The sequence below is a fragment of the Planctopirus limnophila DSM 3776 genome (assembly GCF_000092105.1).
GTDB lineage: Bacteria > Planctomycetota > Planctomycetia > Planctomycetales > Planctomycetaceae > Planctopirus > Planctopirus limnophila.
This window is the reverse complement of the sequence record NC_014148.1, coordinates 1,840,017-1,859,895: the sequence shown is the minus strand read 5'-3', so window position 1 is coordinate 1,859,895 and position 19,879 is coordinate 1,840,017. Positions and strand designations below refer to the sequence as shown.

Annotated in this window: 11 protein-coding genes and 1 CRISPR repeat array; of the genes, 4 read left to right on the top strand and 7 right to left on the bottom strand. The window is 50.5% G+C overall.

The window, feature by feature from the left end:
• From PLIM_RS07490 to PLIM_RS07480, 3 genes are all read right to left on the bottom strand, one after another.
• The gene (locus PLIM_RS07490; RefSeq protein WP_013109710.1) at positions 1-621 is read right to left on the bottom strand and encodes a hypothetical protein; all 621 of its coding nucleotides are present in this window, start codon (positions 619-621) and stop codon (positions 1-3) included.
• Between the two features lie 142 nt (positions 622-763).
• Positions 764-3,757, bottom strand: a complete 2,994-nt coding sequence (locus PLIM_RS07485; protein WP_013109709.1) for a hypothetical protein — start codon at positions 3,755-3,757, stop codon at positions 764-766.
• Positions 3,758-4,098: 341 nt separating this feature from the next.
• A complete protein-coding gene (locus PLIM_RS07480) occupies positions 4,099-4,734 on the bottom strand; it encodes a DUF1990 family protein (RefSeq protein ID WP_013109708.1) in 636 nt (211 codons plus the stop codon).
• 114 nt (positions 4,735-4,848) lie between these two features.
• Here PLIM_RS07480 and PLIM_RS07475 point away from each other — a divergent pair, with 114 nt between their 5' ends.
• The 3 genes from PLIM_RS07475 to cas2 all read left to right on the top strand — a co-directional run bounded on the left by PLIM_RS07475 (position 4,849) and on the right by cas2 (position 8,258).
• Positions 4,849-5,832: an NAD(P)H-binding protein gene (locus PLIM_RS07475; RefSeq protein WP_013109707.1), complete on the top strand. Its 984-nt coding sequence runs from the start codon at positions 4,849-4,851 to the stop codon at positions 5,830-5,832.
• Between the two features lie 300 nt (positions 5,833-6,132).
• Entirely contained in the window at positions 6,133-7,929 is a 1,797-nt protein-coding gene (locus tag PLIM_RS07470; protein ID WP_013109706.1) for a CRISPR-associated endonuclease Cas4/Cas1, read from the top strand.
• Positions 7,929-8,258 (top strand): CRISPR-associated endonuclease Cas2, encoded by a 330-nt coding sequence (gene cas2, locus PLIM_RS07465; protein WP_315849971.1) that lies wholly within the window; start codon positions 7,929-7,931, stop codon positions 8,256-8,258. Before PLIM_RS07470 ends, cas2 begins: the two co-directional genes overlap by 1 nt.
• 378 nt (positions 8,259-8,636) lie before the next feature.
• Positions 8,637-10,052: direct repeats of the CRISPR family, unit length 36 nt; unit sequence GTCTTCCGCGCTAACCAAGCGCGGCCCCATTGAAGC.
• A 56-nt stretch (positions 10,053-10,108) separates the two neighbouring features.
• Here cas2 and PLIM_RS07455 read toward each other — a convergent pair.
• From PLIM_RS07455 to PLIM_RS07445, 3 genes are all read right to left on the bottom strand, one after another.
• On the bottom strand, positions 10,109-11,611 hold the full coding sequence (locus tag PLIM_RS07455; RefSeq protein ID WP_148227021.1) for a hypothetical protein: 1,503 nt from the start codon (positions 11,609-11,611) through the stop codon (positions 10,109-10,111).
• 7 nt (positions 11,612-11,618) lie between these two features.
• The gene (locus tag PLIM_RS07450; protein ID WP_148227020.1) at positions 11,619-14,009 is read right to left on the bottom strand and encodes a c-type cytochrome; all 2,391 of its coding nucleotides are present in this window, start codon (positions 14,007-14,009) and stop codon (positions 11,619-11,621) included.
• A 156-nt stretch (positions 14,010-14,165) separates the two neighbouring features.
• Entirely contained in the window at positions 14,166-15,422 is a 1,257-nt protein-coding gene (locus tag PLIM_RS07445; protein WP_013109702.1) for a sialate O-acetylesterase, read from the bottom strand.
• Positions 15,423-15,886: 464 nt separating this feature from the next.
• On the opposite strand from PLIM_RS07445, the gene PLIM_RS07435 reads away from it, so the two are divergent.
• Complete coding sequence (locus PLIM_RS07435) at positions 15,887-19,063, top strand: PVC-type heme-binding CxxCH protein (RefSeq protein WP_013109701.1); 3,177 nt, start codon at positions 15,887-15,889, stop codon at positions 19,061-19,063.
• A 90-nt stretch (positions 19,064-19,153) separates the two neighbouring features.
• Here the strand turns inward: PLIM_RS07435 and PLIM_RS22625 are convergent, their stop codons facing one another.
• Entirely contained in the window at positions 19,154-19,735 is a 582-nt protein-coding gene (locus PLIM_RS22625) for a DUF309 domain-containing protein (protein WP_013109700.1), read from the bottom strand.
• Between the last annotated feature and the right edge of the window lie 144 nt (positions 19,736-19,879).

The following is a 19,879-nucleotide window of genomic DNA, read 5'->3' as shown; positions in this document are numbered from 1 at the left end:
TTACGCCAGCTTAACTGTCTCTAATGTTCCCACGTAGCGATCGACCACCTGATCCGGGCGAATTACGTTCAGTGGATTAGGGGCCTTCGCTAATGAATGTGCAAGAATCAGGCATTTCTCGCCTTCAAAACGAAACACAAGTCCTACCTCCCTTAAACGAACTAAATAGGCATCGAACTGCTCATCTGTTGGATTCCACTTTAGCATGTCAATCGCACAAATCTTCCTCCCAAGCAGTTCTCTCACCCATTCTTCGCATAACTCCGTATCTTCACAGGAAATAACTACCCAGCCGTCATTAAGAATTTCTCGAAGCAGAACACTCTCGCCGACTTCCTCAACTGGAACCCAACTAATATCGAGAGACCACGATTCATCACCGCTACCAATCACGATGACATCGCCGGAGGAAAGATAAACTATTATAGGGCCTTCTGTGAATGAAAACACTTGACTGTAATTGACATGATAATCTCTAACTAACTCCTCTGGCGTACAATCGGAACATCTTACAAGCTTCGTAATCGAGCAGCCAATTACCCTTTCAAAAGCAGATGACATCTTGCTCGGCGATGAAACATCCCTGTAAAACTCATAATCAATTCTTGGATCTTTATACATTTGCACACTCCGCAGTACGTAATGAATTCAGAACACCTTTAGAACATCCCTGTTTTTGCCCTGATAAGTGTTGCACAGAAAGCACACGCTTGATAGCGAAGCAACTTTTCCCTGTGGCACGCTGAGTCTTCTCCAATACCTTTTAAATCCTAGTATTCTCAATCGCCTTTCTAATCAGCATGTCAATCATTTTCTTATTGCGACTGGTAGGCGGCTGAGGATACACATCGAGAGGGTCGGCGATGACAACCGATCCATCTTCTCCAATCAGAAACTGGAGCTCATCGATCTTGATGTTCTTTTCCATCATCTTTGACTTTATCGCCATTAGATCAGAGATGCTTTTTTCATTTAGAAGAACACTTCCTCCAATAGACTCAAGATCCCGAATCTTAGAGTTGTACTTTACGATTTTCTTTGAACCAAGCGCATAACGATCCATGACAATTGCCGGCCTCCCATTGTATTCTGTGATTTCGTGATTTTTCATAACAGGAAGCCCCGCTTCTTCAAGTTGCTTAAGTAGAGCTCTTTCTTTAGCAAGTATTGCTGGAGACGCTCCCTTTTTGAGTATTCCAACTGCAATTTTATCTGTTTCCATAACACTAAAGACTTCTTTATGAGCGCCATCATCCGGCGAATTCAATCTGTCTTTGAGTGTATATCGTGTCGTCGGTTCGACACCCTTCACCTCCGGCACTATATCGTCGGCTTTGGGTGGGCTTGGTGGTTCCGGTACTATGTCTTTGGTTGGAGGTGGATTTGGTGTGTCTTCTGGATATGTATTGTGAGCCAGAATTCCCGCTTGTGTCAAATGGTAGACGTGTTCGCCGTGAACTTCGAGGTTGTAGACTGGAGTGGTGTGCTCGACACGTTCTTTTGAAAGAACCAGCACATTTTCTTCATGGCCAGCGAGATAATCTCCTGCTTCGAACATCTCCATTGCTTGCCAGTCATTCAAATCGACTGACCAAAGTGGGTGGTTAGGTGTTCCCTCCACGACATCTCCAGTGGAGAGTGTGAGCCGAATGAGTTCGTTGACCTCACGGGTCATAAAGCGACCAATTACCACTCGGCCAGTTCCCTGGGCAATGGATGGAGCATTGCTCACAGATTTAATGAGGGCCATTCCTGCGACATCCAGTTCGTCTGCATGAATGAGAATCATGCGTCCAGGATGCAGATTTAACGACTCAACAACCTCCACCGGACGCAGTAACTGTGAGTCAATAACCGAGCCATCCTGTTTGTACATTTCCAGATGTATTGTGCGCCAACTGTCAGATTCAGGCTCTTCCCAGCGAGAATCAAACTCCCATGGATGGGGATTACTCGCCACTACTCGTGAGCCTAAAGAAATCGTTTCAATTGGTAGTGATGCATATTCTTTAGCATCGACTGAACGTGAGAATGATTGCTCACTTACCCCAGGTTCTGAAGAGGGGCAAATTCCGTTTGTCGTTACGAGTAGAAAGTCTGAAATGGATTTGTCATGAAGAGCAACGCTTGTCACAGAGACTAATGTGCCCGGTACAAAGCAGCCGCCCTCCTTTCCAAGAGCACGTGCTTCATCACATTTTTTCTTTGCGAGTGCAGCCGCTTCGTCTGCGAGTTCAGCTGAGGATTTAGGCATGTGGGGTGTCGCTGGTGGCTTTGAGGGCCCATCGACTTTTCCACCGGACTGCAGAAAACCGACCACGTCATTGATTGCTTTTTGAACCTTTGGCGAATCGAGCCCTGGAAGATCTGACAAACGTGTCAGTTTCTTAGCAATCTTTGCCCCTACTGCAGCCGCTCCTGCTCCTGCAGTGATCCCCGTTATGACGAGACCTTCAACGATCTCATACAAGACCATGCCAAAAACTCGACCAAGCAGGCCAGGGGCCTTGTCCATCGTCAGATTGCTCGCAATGGATTCATAGACACTGCTAGATAAACCGTGAGCAAGTTCAGCGGCTCGAAGGAGTGTGGGGGAAACTTGACCTCGAACAGCATCAAAGTCTCCAATAAACAACTTCCAAATAGTTTCAGAGGGTAGTGATGAGATTTCATCAACATAAGGCTGCATCTTTGCAGTCAGTTCTGACACTTTCTTTGCGGCAATTCCTATTCCTTCACCGACTCCCCAAGGATCGACGAGAACCTTCCACGGACTTGACCAAAGCCGATTCATTTGCCAGCTTGCATACTGTGTCGCAGCATTGTAGGCCCCTTTAGCGAGATCATAGATTCCCTGAACACTACCCATGAATCCATCGACCACGAACGCCTGAACAACACCTGCGGACAATTGAGCGTGTGCATTTGCTACCTGACTAGCAACTCCTACAAATTGATCCCAAGCCGACTGTGCAGGCGCTCCGGCGTTACCAGAAGGGGCAATAGGTGCCGTTGGCTGTGACACTCCTGATACAGGTGTATCTGGAGTTGAGGGGATGCTGACACCACCCTGACTCGATGGTGAGACCTCGGTACTATTTCCTGATGCAGCCGACTCAAGGCGCTCTTGGGCTCGGTTTTCGGCGTTATTTTGAGCCTGCCCCGTCTCATCCCCCGGCGACGGAGGTTCAGACTGCTCACTCGAACTATATTCTCCACCCGATCCGGAACCTTCTTCTTCAAGTCGGTTCTGATCAGCACTTTGAGCTGGAGGAGCTTCGTCTGGAGGTGTTTGATTCGCCTTTTTCTGCGCAGCCGCTTGGGCTTGGCCCATAGCCTGAGACAGCGCATCATGGCTTGGCCCTCCATACTCAGTGTAAAGTGGTGGATCATCGTGGTCTGGCTCGTGATCCCAATACTGAATAAACCAATCCCCAGTCCGGTCGTTCTCGTAGTATTTGTAATACTGCGTATCACTGGCCCAGCCTTCACTCGACAAGTGCCAATCACCCAGATACGACGGTTCATAGCCACCCATGGCATTGGTGAAGGCCTGAGGGATGAACGGCAGGTTGAAATAGTTGTACGGGGCCAGTGCCTGATTGATCAGGCTCATGGGATTCGAGAAGGTGACATTCCATTCCGCCAGATCGTGAGCGGTGCCACTTTCAAAGACGCCTTCGTATTCGGAGTAGCCGTGATCGCCCGTGGGATCAGAACCGGGTGACGAGGCATCGGCATAGGTGTAATCGACCATCCCGGTCTCGGGATTGAAGATCGCATTCTGATACAGTTTGGCCGTCGGCGGGCTACCTGTGTGCCGCAGGCAGTGGAGGTCTTGCTGCCGAAAGAACTGCCATGTGAGTTTCTGAGGATCTCAGAAAGAACTCTGCCTGAGATAAGGTTCTGCCAATGCCCTCCTGTGGTGAAGCCACCCCGGTAGAAATCAGACTTTCAACCGGGGCCACCCTGCGGTCCGAAACTTCTAGGACTGCTGCAGTGAAACCACCTTTTTGAAGGTGTTCCTGACAAACGTCCCACCAGCGACCGTTTCATTGCCCCGCTGGTCTGCTCCAGCCAGTGGGGTATCGACATGCGTCAAGAAGCCTGACTCATGAGTCCTGTGTGTTGATACACTTTGGGCACTATCTGCGCTTCGTTGACCGCCCGGAACATCGATGCGGCGGAATCTCGACCAAAGCGCTTCTGACTACGTCGTACCAGCGGATAGCCGAGCCGAGTCAGGATGTGATTCGGCTTTGAGAACGCCAGAATCTCGTAAGTCACCCGGTCAGTATCTTGATCCCACTCAATCAGAAAACGCTCTTCGCCACTTTCTACATGGCCTGGCAGCGTTCCATAGGCAAAGCCGAAACGACTGATCGGGCCAGACTCATCGATGGTGTAAACAATTCGACAGGCGTTCAGCCACCACAGCCCTACCGCCTGCCCCATAATGGCCACAACTTGACCGATTTCGAGTGGAGTTTCTGCCGACCACACATCCACCCAGCCCAGTCGAAATTGCTGCCAGTTCAGAAGTGCAAGCTTTGCGGCGTCAAAAACCTCTTCCCCGGTTCCCAGTTCAATCCGAGTGCCGTCAACTGTATACCCGGAGGGCGGCGTCAAAGCAGTGGCTCCTACAGCAGAATAATTGAAATCCAGCTTCCTCTGTTGCTCCACGAACCGAGCCAGAATATCTGCACTCGGTTTGTGAAGGTACAACATTCGCATTTTTTCAACATCCTGCCGCCGAGTATTTTTCTCAGCCCTTAAAATGGTAAACTGGAATTGTGAATGATAGGCATTATGTGAACCGTTGCCCAACTGAGAATTTAACAGCCACTCATGCCGTCCACCGAAGTCAACAAGCCTCAAGTCGTTTCTGAGAATACCGTTCTGCTGACGGGAGCGTCTGGGTATGTCGGCGGGCGACTGCTCCCGCTGCTTGAGGCACAACCCTTAACTCTGAGGTGTCTGGCACGCAACCCAGCCAAATTACGACCTCTCATCAAGCATACGACTGAGATTGTTCCAGGCGATGTCCTGAATCCCGCTTCTTTAGATGCAGCCCTTGAAGGCGTTCACACAGCTTACTATCTCGTACATCTCATGTCGGGATCGGCTAACTTCGAGCAGCTAGACCGCCAGGCAGCTCAAAACTTCGCGGACGCTGCCAGGCGAACCGGCGTCAAGCGAATTATCTATCTTGGCGGGCTCGGTGACGACAACGACCACAAACTCTCTCCGCACCTGCGGAGTCGTCACGAGGTGGGCGAGATCTTACAGGCGTCGGGTATCGAAACGATTGAATTTCGAGCCGGGATGGTCATCGGAGCGGGGAGTCTGTCCTTCCAGTTGATGAAATCGTTAACAGATCGACTCCCTGTCATGATCTGCCCTCGCTGGCTGGCCACTCCCACTCAACCCATCGCGATTGACGACGTACTGGCTTATCTTTCCGCCGCGAAAGACTTGCCAACAGGCGATAGCCGCATCTTCGAGATTGGCAGTCCCGATATTGTTACTTATGGCGACTTGATCCGCGAGTACGCCCGGCAACAAGGCCTGCATCGATGGCTGATCTTTGTGCCAATCTTGACGCCTTATCTTTCCGGTCTCTGGCTCGCCCTCGTCACCCCGGCCACCTACGAAGTTGGTCGCCATCTCATTGAAGGATTGAAGAACCCTACTGTGGTTCAAGACACTCAAGCTTTGAAAGTCTTTTCGATCAATCCCATGAGTGTGCAGCAGGCCATAGCGCGGGCAATATCCAGTAGAGGCGAGAGCTTTGTCAAAGCCTCACAAGTCTCCGCGAGATCACTGCACTGAATCTTGTAGTGACCAGCGACAGAGGAGCCTAAACCAAAAACATTTAGCGATCTTAATACTGAATTCATTTCCACCAACCACACATAAAGTTGACGGTCTGAGAAAAGTTTATTGATTTTTCACTTTCTGATCTTTACAACGCTGGTTACTGACTGCCCATACTGTACCTACTGATTTTTCGCCAGTAGTCCAGGGCAACATCTGCTCTTTGATAATCTGGTTGAAGTTCGGGGGCCGCCCGGCTTTCGGCGGTTGCTAGCGTTCGTCATGGACGATTCCTTCTTCAGTAGGCGTCGTATCATGATTAGCCCTGTCCCCGGCCCACCTTCTCTCGATCTCGAAGCGCTCTTCACAGGGGAAGGAGAAAATCAGTCACAGTCGGCTGATGATCTTATTCCCGCTCGTATGCTCAACGAATTCACCTACTGCCCCAGACTGGCTTACCTTGAATGGGTGCAAGGTGAGTTTCGAGACAACATCGAGACCAAAGAAGGGACATTCGGACATCGAAATGTGGATATCCCCACCAAAAAATCATTCGATGCTCCTGATGAAAACCCAGACGAATCTTCTCACCATGTCAGTGAAGGTTCTGCAATCCAGGAGATCACAGCCGACAGCTTGGCGGCTCGGGCTTTGATGCTCTCTGCACCCTCTGAAGGATTGCTGGCCAAACTTGATCTGATTGAACTGAAAGGTTCGAAAGCAGTCCCGATCGACTACAAAAGAGGGAACGTTCCCGATGTTCCTCACCAGGCTTGGGAACCAGAACGGGTTCAACTTTGTGCTCAAGGCTTGATTCTGAAGGCCAATGGCTACGAATGCGACTATGGCGAATTGTATTACATCGAATCCCGACGCCGGATTCGTGTTCAATTTGACGACACCCTGATTGCCCGCACGCGCGAACTGGTTCGCGAAATGCGGCACATGGCCTCCACACGCCAGATTCCCGCCCCGCTTGTTGATAGCCCCAAATGTCCGAAATGTTCTCTTGTCAGCATTTGCCTCCCCGATGAAACCAATTGCCTTAGAAATAGCACCAGGGAAGATTCGGCTCCAGAGAGCTCGGAAAGTATCCGCAAACTTGTTCCCGCCCGTGACGATGCACTGCCAATTTATGTTCAGGATCAAGGAACCTATATAGGCAAAGATGGCGAGCGTCTGAAACTGACTCCCGCGAAATCCTCTCCACTGTTCATTCCACTCATTCAAGTTTCACAAGTTTGCCTGATGGGGAATGTGCAGGTCACAGCCGCTGCAATTCGAGAACTGGCGGACCGCAATATCCCCATCAGTTACTTTTCCTACGGCGGATGGTTCACGGCACTCACTTCGGGAATGTGCCACAAAAACGTCGAGTTGCGCATGGCCCAGTCGAAGGCGGCTTTTGATCCTCAGGCCGCCCTGTCGATAGCGCGTGGTTTCATTTCTGCAAAGATCAAAAACTCACGCACACTGTTAAGGCGACACGCTGACGACAAGCATAGAAGCGATCTCGACCGCCTTGCTGATTACATTCAGAAAGTCGAGCAGGTCGATAATTTGAATTCTCTCATGGGCCTGGAGGGAATGGCTGCGAAGACCTATTTTGCAGGATTTTCCAGATTGCTTAGAGGTGGAGATGAGTTCAATCTCGAAGGGCGTAATCGCCGCCCTCCGACCGATCCCGTCAATGCGCTTCTATCTTTTGTCTATTCGCTGTTAACCAAAGAGTTGACGATCACGACACAAGCTGTCGGCTTCGATCCATTCCTCGGATTTCTGCACCAGCCTCGCTATGGCAGACCTTCTTTAGCACTTGATCTTGCCGAAGAGTTCCGTCCGCTCGTGGGAGACTCAACAGTGCTTACGCTCATTAACAACGAGGAAGTCAGCCCAAAAAGCTTTATCCGTCGTGCAGGAAGCGTCGCTTTGACAGAAACAGGTCGCAAAGCCGTCATTGCCGCTTATGAGCGGCGGATGGAAACCGAGATTACGCACCCCATCTTCGGCTACAAGATCAGCTACCGCCGGCTTTTTGAAGTCCAGGCTCGCTTACTTTCCCGAGTTCTACTTGGCGAACTCGATAAATATCCTGGCTTCTGCACTCGTTAATGATCCGCTTGACTGGCTTCTCAGAGAGAACACCAATGAAAAATGTCTATTTGATTTCGTACGATGTTTCCGATGCCAAGAGATTACGTTTAACTCATCGTAAACTCTGCGGATTTGGCACTTCATTGCAATACTCTGTTTTTCGATGCGAACTTTCAAAGCTTCAGCTGATGTCGCTGAAAGAGGGTTTGTGGGAAATCCTCAATCTTGTGGAAGATCGAGTGATGGTGGTCGATCTTGGACCGGCAGGCGCTCGCGGCGACGATTGCGTCGAGTTCTGGGGCAATCCAAGAACCGAAATTCCCGAACGAAAGGCCTTTGTGATTTAGCGTTTGATTTAGTAAATGTTTTTCTGGAACAAGAATATAATTCTGTTTTCGAAGCTGGTTCATTCTGATACAAAACGCGGATACGTTGAAACGATCTTTTTCCAAACATCCGGCGACAATTTCACGCGCATACCCATGAATGCTCTGCAAACGCGAGATGACCTTTCTCTGATTTCCCCAAGTTTTTTTCACAATCTCTGAATCGAGAGGTTCAGTGCCACGAAAAACCCCGGAATCGCTCGCAACAGTTAACCGGCTCTGGTATAAGGAGTTATAAAATCAATCACATCATAACGGACATTTTAAGTTCTCTAGAAATGCTACCTCTCGAAACAGGCCTCTTAAAGTCTTTACTCTCCGCGACTTGGAACACGGGCGGTCTTCCGCGCTAACCAAGCGCGGCCCCATTGAAGCGAGATTGCTGATGTAGATGGTGAATTCGTGATCGTGTCTTCCGCGCTAACCAAGCGCGGCCCCATTGAAGCTCGTAAAGACTAGAGATGATGATTTTTGGCTGTTGATGTCTTCCGCGCTAACCAAGCGCGGCCCCATTGAAGCTAACAATCGACGCCAGCGGTGCGATTGTCGGGCCGGGTCTTCCGCGCTAACCAAGCGCGGCCCCATTGAAGCCTGGTGACTCCTGACCTAAGCGGCGTCGACCGAGAGTGTCTTCCGCGCTAACCAAGCGCGGCCCCATTGAAGCATAGTTTCTACAGCTTGAAGCATAGCCAGCAAATAGGGTCTTCCGCGCTAACCAAGCGCGGCCCCATTGAAGCGTAATTGGACAGATGCTGCAATCACGTTGAGAACTGCGTCTTCCGCGCTAACCAAGCGCGGCCCCATTGAAGCGGTGGCTGCCCGCACCGCAACCGGAACCGCAGCAACGTCTTCCGCGCTAACCAAGCGCGGCCCCATTGAAGCGTCAGCAGGGCATCCGTAAGCTGTGGAAGCATGACGTCTTCCGCGCTAACCAAGCGCGGCCCCATTGAAGCATGTCGGCATGCCTCATCAGTTTCTGCAGAACGACAGGTCTTCCGCGCTAACCAAGCGCGGCCCCATTGAAGCAAAATCTGGTCTTCACACATGACAGATAGTTTGCAAAGTCTTCCGCGCTAACCAAGCGCGGCCCCATTGAAGCGCAGATGTGACAGCCACAGGCGCTTCGATCAAAGCGGTGTCTTCCGCGCTAACCAAGCGCGGCCCCATTGAAGCACTGAACTAAAATGGATTGCCGCAGCATCAAACCTCCGGTCTTCCGCGCTAACCAAGCGCGGCCCCATTGAAGCACCCCATTCGGCTGGATATTCGGCCCGACAGGGCAGTCTTCCGCGCTAACCAAGCGCGGCCCCATTGAAGCACTCTCTGAAAAACATGGATTCCTCTGCCGGATCGCGCGGTCTTCCGCGCTAACCAAGCGCGGCCCCATTGAAGCCGCCATTCTCGCTGGTGGAAGTGTATGAGATCGACAACGTCTTCCGCGCTAACCAAGCGCGGCCCCATTGAAGCGCGGCAAGGAGATGTCGTTTACGCCGCATTGATCGAGTCTTCCGCGCTAACCAAGCGCGGCCCCATTGAAGCTTTGCATTGTCATGCGTTGCGATTGCTACGGTCGTGTCTTCCGCGCTAACCAAGCGCGGCCCCATTGAAGCCTCTTCCTCTTGGCGCTGGCGGGTTGCGGATCGGGAAGTCTTCCGCGCTAACCAAGCGCGGCCCCATTGAAGCGATTGAACATTCTTGGCTGAAGCTCTGATCCATGGCGTCTTCCGCGCTAACCAAGCGCGGCCCCGCTGAGGAACGTACTTATCATTCTCCGTTACTCTACCGAACATTTCCCAGATGGTAATGCTTGACTATTTCCCATTCACAACATCACCGACCTTATCGGGGATTTCATTCACTGTATAAAAGGCATGGTGATGAAGAAGAGATTCGTCATCGATTGAACGTAGCCTTGAACAATCTAACTCATACACAAATCCAGGTTGAAGTCGATCAATTTTTATTTTCGCAGAACTGCCGTCTGGGGAAATTTCAACTGATTGCATCATTGGCTGATGTTTTTCGATTTCCGGTCCTCCATAGCCAGCATGGTAAGGATGCGTGAAACCGAAGACTTTATAAGATTCTGGCAGTTGTCCGACTTCTTGACTAAGAGGTTTTGTAAACGTCAGTTTGAACCCTTCAGGCTCGATCGTCACCCGTTCAATTTCGAATGGCATTTTCCCATTCCACTCAATTCGCTCCAAAGCGAAAGGTTTGATACCTCGAACAGGCCAGCCGCGATTGGTACCACCAGTTAACAGCTTGCCTTGAGGCGTAAATTCGACGCTGAGAATCCCCGTCGATAAGCCTTCCCGGAAGGGATAGCAGGCTCCTTGCCATACTCCTTTGACCTGTTCCGTCGTGGCCCGCATGACGATTGATTGTGTGTAGTCACCGAGAAATAACTGGTTTTCAAATGGGCCGAATTTTCCTCGAGTCTGATTGACCGTGAAAGCGGTAATCGACCGGCCCATGCGAATATACGGAAAAATCACGGCGTAGGGGGCAAGTTGTGCTACGCGTTGACGTTCAGTAACGACTCTTGTACCAGAAGTAGGCATCACTGGGACAGGGCCCAGTTCTGGAGCCGTCTTATACCACGGAAAACTCGCCGGATGCCCGTGAAAGCTCCCCTTGGTAACCGCCTTCAAGCTGCATGAGCAGTTCCAGGGACCCTGACTTTCAATATAAAACAATGCCCCATGCTCATCATGACCAATTCCGCCGGGACTTCGCAAACCGCTGGCGAAAGCTGTCGTCGCTCCATCAGGAGCCACCTTCATAATGAAACCGCGATTGAGTGCATAAGAGTGGTAAGACTCCGAAAGTCCAAGAGCGATAAACAGATTTCCCGCGGAATCCGGCTTCGAACCAAATGCATACTCGTGATAATTCGCATAGCCCCAGGCATCAGAAATCGTCTCAAAACGATCAGCGATTCTATCGCCATCGGAATCACTCACACGAGTCAGTTCGCAGCTTTGGGTGACGAGAAGAGACTGGTCTTTCCAAGAGAGCCCGAAAATTTCATCCAACCCCGAGGCGAAACGGTGAAACCTTGGATTCGGCTTTTCATCGTCAATACCGTCAATGATATAGATCTCGCCATGGCGTGTTCCAACGGCGACACGACCATCAGGTAGTGTCGCAAAGGCCCCGGCTTCGATAACGGTCTCTTTGGGGAGTGGAATATTGACAATGGGATAATAGGCCCGCTCTCGCTCTTCCGTGCCCCAGCGTTCACCAACTTCCTCTGCAGAAACTGAGTGAACATATGAAAATCCGATCGTCAACAAAGCGACGATAATCATCGAGGAACTACTTTGAAAGTAATTCATAATTCACCTCCAAAGTCGATTGGCCTTGAGAAATTTGAAGTGGTATCAGGAGTTCGACTTCGCCGGCTTGATCTGGTATTTCTCGCAGTCGGAATGGGATCTCAGGAATAGACAATCGAAGGTTTCCCAAACGAAAGGTTTGCGAATCCTCCTTGGTGATTTTCCCTGCCAACCCGCGAAACCACAACGTTTGAGTCGTCGGCGATTCAAACCGGAAGATCCGCTGCAAGCGTTCGTTACCAGGATCTCCCAGTATCTGTGTGCGATCAAAGATATCAACGGCACCAGATCGATATGAGAATGTAGGAATGTGATCTTCATCTAAAGTATAGCCTCGAAATTGATAACCGACGTTCTTCGGATAGAGTGGATCAGGGTTTGTGCGAGCCTCTTTCGTCATGACAGGCATTCTGGGCCAGACAGTTGGTTCGCCTTCGAATTGCAGAAAAGAGACATCCTGCGGGAGGGTGACGGCTTCAGTCGCAGGTTGAAAATCACCCGATCCCTGGCCACTCCAGTTCACCTGAATATAGTCCCCTTTCCAGATTCCGGAAATCGTCCCTGTTTCTGCATTGAATGCGTAGTTCCACCTTTCTGGCAAGCCGACAGCAATGCCGCGATAACCGGCGATACGACTCCTGCCACGATGAATCTGGGCCTTTGAACCATCCACAACCAACTTTGTGTTAACACTTCGCAAACCTGATGGGTCCGCGGCAGAGGTTCCCAGTGACAAATAGTACCAGATCGCTTCAATCTGGTGGTCTGTCTCTCCGTCAAGAATGGTGGTAAACGTCGCAACTCCATTCGGCCACGCCGTAGGCATGACGGTTCGAGGACGAAAGGAGCCTGGATTTCTTAAATAGCTATCAAAATACTGTGGCTGGAGCCGCTGATAACTTGTGAGCAGATCAATTCCCTGGCTTCCCTGAGAAGATCGTCCATTAAAGCTGTGGCAGGCAATACAGTTGAGACCTTTATCTCCTAACAACTCCCGACCAGCCTGTCGCAAAAGTTTCTCCCGTTCTCGGTCCTGTGGCTTAGCTCCCTCGACATCAGGAATCGTGAGGTCTTTCCCTTGAAGATGATCCACACTGGCAAACATCTCGGGCAAATGGCCGATATTCAGCTCTCCATACTGAGGCATGCGGGTCACCATATAAGGACGCACACTCTCACCATCGAAAAGGACTTTTTTGAGCCAGGCAGGCCGTAACTTTGCACCCACATGAGTGAGTGGCGGTGGAATCCGCCCATCGTCCCCCAGCTTCAAGTCGTTCCCCGTGAAAAACATATTGTAGATATCAGGTACCCCTCCGAAATCATCGCGGGTATGGCACGCAATGCAGTGAAATGTCGCAAGTGTCTTTGCAATGGCGACCTGATCCGTATCAATGACAGGAGGAGAATCGCTTTTTGTAGACTCCTTGATGAACAACTCCATGGCAAGACGCTGCTCCCGACTCACAGCATATCGTGGAGATTTCCCGCCCTTGCCCGTCAAACAACCACGGGAAAGGCTGGTTTCTGATAGACGATTCACTCGCTTGGCTGCAGTGATACCAGGGAGAGAGTGACAAGCCGCACAATTCAGCTCTTGAAAATATTGTCGTCCACGGTGCACCAGACGTTCGTCGGTTTTTAACGATTCGTCGACCTTACTATCTCCGACCAGATAGGCCGCTATCGACAAAGCTTCGTCGGGTTTCAGTTTCATATCAGGCATGCGCCCTGACTGACGAACATGCAGCGGTGCAAACAGGAATTGACTCAGCGAAGCGACGTTGTATTTCTCTCGGACATGATCAAGACCGAAAGCGACTGGCTGGACTCGCTTTTCACGATGATCTTCGGGCTCATCATCGAAATCGTCATCCGTTTCCTTCGGTTTCTCAGAGACTTGCTCGAAGACCTCCCGAGGGCCATGACAGGCAACACAACCTATGGAGTGATAGAGAGTTTTTCCACGCAGTTGATCGAACTGGCTGCCTGCTGCTGGCAGAGACTTTTCTTTGGATTGATCCACCAGAAATTGGGTAATAGCCTCTGCGATCGCTGTGCGATCAGTTTCAGGTCGCGATGCCAGGAGATCAGGCATCGTTGTCCCGGGATGCTTTTGAGCGGGATGTGCGATGAACTCCTGGAGATACTTTGGGGAGACTCGCCCCCCCACGTTCGTCAAATCGGGAGCGGTCTTTTCGGAGATCCTTCCGCTCTCAACCCCAGTATGACAGGCTCCGCACTTCAACTCATGAATCAGCAGACTACCCACTTGTGCTGCAGTAAGTGGATGCAGGCCAGGCCAGGCTGCACTCTCGGTTTCGGCCGATAAGGCAGGCTTAGCAGCACCCCATTGCATAGCCCATAACACGATGAGATTTACAAAAATGAAGCGCCATGATACCTGCTGATGGGTCTTTAACAATTGAGTGCCATTCTTTGATCCGATCACCTCGAATTGCCCCACCTTGAGAATTCCGATTCACTAACACACCATACATCGACACAAATACTTCAAACTCATCCACTATCGCGACGACTTACGATTTTCCTCATTCAGTAACTTCAGATTGGCCTCCGCAAATGCATTGCCGATTTGAGCAAACGTCTTCGCACAGCCCAGGTAATGATACCCGGCATTGGAGGCACCCCGTTTCCATAGAGTCACCTCTGCTGGGGAAATCAGTTTCTCTTCGTACTGCTTGAGATATGCCCGCTTCTGCTCTTCCGTCATCGAACCATCTGCATTGGCATGATCTTTATGCTTTGAATTCAGGAAATAATTCATCTGCCGCACTTGATCGTACTTCTGAGCGATTGCTCCCAGCTCTTCCGCCCAATAAGGAGCGGTCTCAACAGCAGCAACGTTTCCACGAAACTCAGGAAGCATGGCTGGTGCAGCCATGGCCGCACGAAAGTTTGCGGTTTGAAGATTGCGTTTTCCACCATCGACTCCCAGGACACCAATCACAAATGGCATCTGTGGAGCATTGAGATCCTTGCGGACATCGCGAATAAAATGTGCCATTACCTCACTATAAGCAGCATATCCATTTGGCTCTGATCTATTGGGGTAGGTTCCGGTATCAACGAGGTCATTCCAACCCTGCATCCAGACAAAACCGGAGAGTTCATACCCCTGCTTCTCATCGTACTGCGGGCAGACACGTGGAATATCACTCAATACGTGCTTCACATGATCGACCATCAAGCGATAGTAGTGCCCTGTCTCTTCGGCTTTTGCCTTCTGAATCGATTCAATATCTTTGCCTTGCTTGCGGAAATCGCTGAGCTGCTTTTCATTAAAGACGTAGGGGCCGGCACTTGGCGGACGAAAATCGGTATTGAGACTTTTTCCACCCCAGGCCGTTTTGATTAGGAGGACGGGCTCCTCAAAAGCGGCATCCATGGCGATCCCGAAAGTGAACTCAGGCCCGATTTTTCCACCATCCTCTTGAGGATTGCGGCGAGATCCATACCCCGCAGTCAAAGGGCCAAAGCCTTCTCCGTTCTTGTCGCCACTCCCTGTGAAGTAGGAAATCCACACTCCTTCACAAACCACAGGTTTGCCATCAGCGCCACGCATTTTCTTCAACAGCGGCAGCGTGACAGGGTCGTCACCGATGTAGTCGAAAGTTTCAACGCGTGCGTGCCCCTCCATATTGGATTGCCCCGCAAGAATAAACACTTTCAGTGGCTTCCCTTCCGCGCAGGCAATCTGAAGTGTCCATGAACTGACAGCCATCAACGCAAGCTGGCACAGCAAAATTCTGACAAACAGCATTTGGGCAAATCTCGAAAGGTTCGTCATGGAGCCGAATTGTTTTCACCACGCAAAATACAATGTGGCGATTTTTCTCCAATTTCAATCTGTTTTTTTCAATTTTGCAGATCACATCGGGAAATACTTATCCACTAGTCTGTAATCCTCCTGATTTCTGGGGGATCATGCTGAACCTGAGGGAAATACCTCAAGGTACGATCGCTTCTTGCGAGAACAGGGAGCTTTGGGCTCAACGAGTTCTGGTTGAGTCAACCGACTTTGGCTTAACTTTGACAGACAATCGATGAACCAGAAATATAGGATATCAAGAATGTTTCTCCACCTTTGGTTCGAAACAATCGATTAGTAGATATATACAACATCTTTACTCACCCTGAGTACTGGCCATAGTAGAACTCAATGATACGACATCCTTTTTCATTTCAATACTCGTTTTCAATGTCTTCAATGAAAGCGGCCTATCGATGCAGCGCATAGAGTTTGACGTTCTTCTGGCACCGTGCCTGACAGTTCTTCTGATGATTCAACCGGCCTGGGCTGAATCCGAACGCTATTCCATCACAGTGCCCGAAGGCTTTGACATTCGACAGGCGGCCAGTTTTCCGCTCGTCGAACGCCCAATGTTTGCAGCACTTGATCAGTCAGGACATCTCTATGTTCTTGATTCGGGTGGATCGAATGGTGGAGATCGATTGAAAAACCCCACCGATGTCATTCGTCGCCTGACGGATACCAATGGCGACGGTATCTACGATCAAAGCACAATTTTTGCTGATAAAATCGTGTTTGGCACAGGGATTGCCTGCCACGATGGAGCCGTATTCATCACATCTCCACCCAGCCTCTGGAGGTTTGAAGATACCACTGGCGACGGAATTGCCGATCAGCGTGTAGAGCTCGTGACTGGATTTGCTTTCAATCAAAGTTGTACTGATGATCTGCATGGCACGACTGTGGGGCCAGATGGTCGAATCTATTTTTTACCTGGTCGATTTCACCATAAAGTCCGCCTGAAGGACGGTACGCCTCTACGAGATGGTGTTGGCCCGTGGCTGATGCGCTGCCGACCGGATGGAAGTGATGTCGAGTTTGTCTCTGGTGCAGTAGGAAATCCCGTCGAAGTGGCTTTTCTCCCCAATGGTGATTCATTTATTCAGGGGACATTCTGGGCGAAATCCTCAGCGCCCGGTGGACTGAGGGATGGCCTGATTCACGCTGTCGCAGGCGGTGAGTACTCGGTTCGAGATCGCGACTATTCCGACCGAATACGAACCGGGGATTATCTTCCCGCACTTGTCCCTCTAACGGCGACAGCCCCCAGTGGCTTGACGAGTTATCGGAGCTCCTCCTGGGGAGACGAGTTTCAAGAGAACCTGTTTTCTTCACACTTTAATACAGGCAAGATTCTGCGTCATCGACTCAAGGCTGAAAGTGCAACATATCGTTGCGAAACGGAAGAGTTTATCACAGCACCACAAGGAACCGTTCATTTCACTGATGTTCTGGAAGATGCTGATGGAAGTCTGTTGATTGTCGATACGGGAGGTTGGTTTATTGCCTGTTGCCCTGCCTCCGGTTCGAGCCAGCCAACAGTCAAAGGATCAATTTTTCGAATCCTTCGCAATGCCGCGACGAAGGTTCAGGATCCCTATGGCAATCTCATTCCATGGAAGTCTTTACCTACTGACGATCTGTTGGCTCGGCTTGATGATTCGCGGGTCATGGTGCAGGAGCGTGCCATCATCGAAGTGGCTCGACGAGAACAACGGATGACCGACGCCTTGGCAACTCTTCTGACATCGCCACAATCCAGTTTCAGGCAGCGAACAGGAGCGGTTTGGGCGCTTTGCCGCATGGATGACAATGCGGCACGGGCAGCGACTCGGCTGGCCTTCAGAGATCCCAGCCACAGTGTACGACAAGCAGCTGCCTACTCGGCAGGTCTTCACCGTGATCGATCGGCACGTCAAACGCTGGAAGCGCTACTCGTTGATGAATCATCAGGAGTTCGACGAGAAGCTGCCAATGCCCTGGGCAGACTTCAACAGAAGGAATCCATCCCGGCTCTTCTCAAAAGCCTAGAACCACAACAAGTTTCACAACGGGTGACTGCTGATCGATTTCTGGAGCATGCCATTACCTTTGCGCTCATCCAGATCAATCATGCAGAATCGACTCGTGCCGGCTTGTTGTCTCATTCTGCGGATGTGCAGCGAATCACTCTGATCGCACTCGATCAAATGCCATTAACAATACTTGATGCGAAAGATCTGACGCCACTTTTAAGTTCTGGCAATACACCTCTCAGACAGGCGGCCATCCAGGTTTTATCACGACATCCCCAATGGACTGCTGAATCCATCGCGCTGATTGATGAATGGTTCAAAAGTGACCAGATCAATGAAGATCGAGTCCAGATCATCGCAGGATTTGTGCGCACACTTCAGCATGAGCCACAAATGCAGGAAACCATCAGCCGGAATTTTCAAGAACAGCAGTTGCGCTCGAAAACATCACGTCGAGCACTGCTTATTGCCGTTTCAAAACTTGAAAAAGCGAACATACCTCAAGGATGGCTTAACGGAATTGAGGAGTCGCTCGCAGCGGAGGATACAGAGATATGCATGGCAGCGCTTGATGCGGTCGGGAAACTTTCGCTGCTACCTTTGGAGAGATCAATACGCCGGATAGCTCAAGAACCTGCCAGGGAGCCACAACTTCGACTGAAAGCGCTACGAACATTAACGACTCTCGACAAGAGACTCAGTGACTCTGAATTTGAGTATCTCGTTTCAAGACTTTCGGCTGAGACACCCATCCGGGAACGCATCACGGCACTCGACGTTATTGCCAATACTACACACGATGAACAGCGATTGTCTCAATTGCTTCCATTCGTGAAAGTTGCCAATCCGGTGGAGTTGCCCTATCTATTGGCTGCCTATGTGAATTGCACGAACAAAGAGATAATCGAACAGTTAGTTGAGGCCCTTGAAGTCTCTTCAGCCACTCCAACACTCGACATGATTGAGCAAATTCTGAAACCACACGGAGAGGAAGTACAACGTGATGCGGCACCTCTTCTTGAGCGACTGAGAAAATTGAAGAATGACCAACTCATTCGACTGAACGAATGGGAACAGCGAATCGAGGGACATAAGGGTGACAGCGAGCGAGGTCGATTGCTCTTTATGAACAAGGCTCAATGCCATTTGTGTCACGTAACAGATTCCCAGGATAAAGTGAACTCTCCAGCGAAGATCGGGCCTGATCTTGCTGCCATTGGCGAAATTCGCACCCGGCGTGAACTTCTCGAAGCGATTCTTTTTCCCAGTGCGAGTTTTGCCCGGGGGTTCGAACCGATTGTTGTTACCTTACAGGACGGACGAGTCTGGACAGGTTTGGCAGGGAAAGAAACGACAGAGGAGTTCATCCTCACCACGATTCAGGACAATAAACCCGTCGAAAAGATGATTCGACGCAACGAAATCGAAGAAGTCGCTGTGGGCAGGGTTTCCGCAATGCCCAACGGGCTCGAGCAGCCGCTCACAGCACAAGAGTTTGCCGACCTCATGACGTTCCTACAGAACTTAAGAGCTTCCAAAGTGACGAAAACTGTCACAGAAGGTGTTGCCAATTAAAACAAACACCCATGTCGAGTCCTTCGACTCTTCATGGGTGTTGGCATGAGCAGCGACTTGTCTCAACTTTTAGATCAGCGAGTTCAGTAATCAGCCAGCCAGGGGCATGGGTTCCGGAACAAGGACGAATGGGAAAATTCGAACAGGCGTCGAACCCACAACTTTCTCGCGGAAGCCCAACTGGGCAGCACGATCCGAAGCAAATTGGAGAACCGTGAATTCCAGTCCGCAGAAGAACTCTGCATCAACTTCAGCAGCCACATCAGCGAAGATTTCACCGGCCGAAGCGGAATGCCGGCGAACGCCATGAATACTGTTTTCACGCACCTTGACACCCGCAGCAGCCAGCTTGACGAGCCCCTTCAGGAATCGACCAACCAGCGAATCAGGTGTTGAAACTCGCCACAGGCGTTCCCACTCTTCGTGAGATTCCCAGTAGTAGCCGTAGTTGAAGTAATCCATGGCCAGCAGATAATTGCGATTCTCAGCCCACGATGCAGGAATCAATGGACGCGAGGGGGGATGACGCTTCTGGTAACTGTGTCCGCGGGGGTCGCGATAGGGATGCGGAGCATCACTTCCCGGAATGAAGGTGTAAGCAGGCAGTTCAGTTGATGGGAGCAAACGGGGCGCCTGCTTCGACAGATCGAGCATGCCCTTTTCAAAAATCATTTTCACCAGTCCTCAAGAGAATCCGAATAGGCAGGAAGCCGTCGTTTGACTCGTTCAAAGACCAGTCAGACTTGCTTCCGCAATTCGTATGTAGAAAGAGATCACAAGAATCTTTGATTCTACCAAGATTTTAGAAGATTGTCT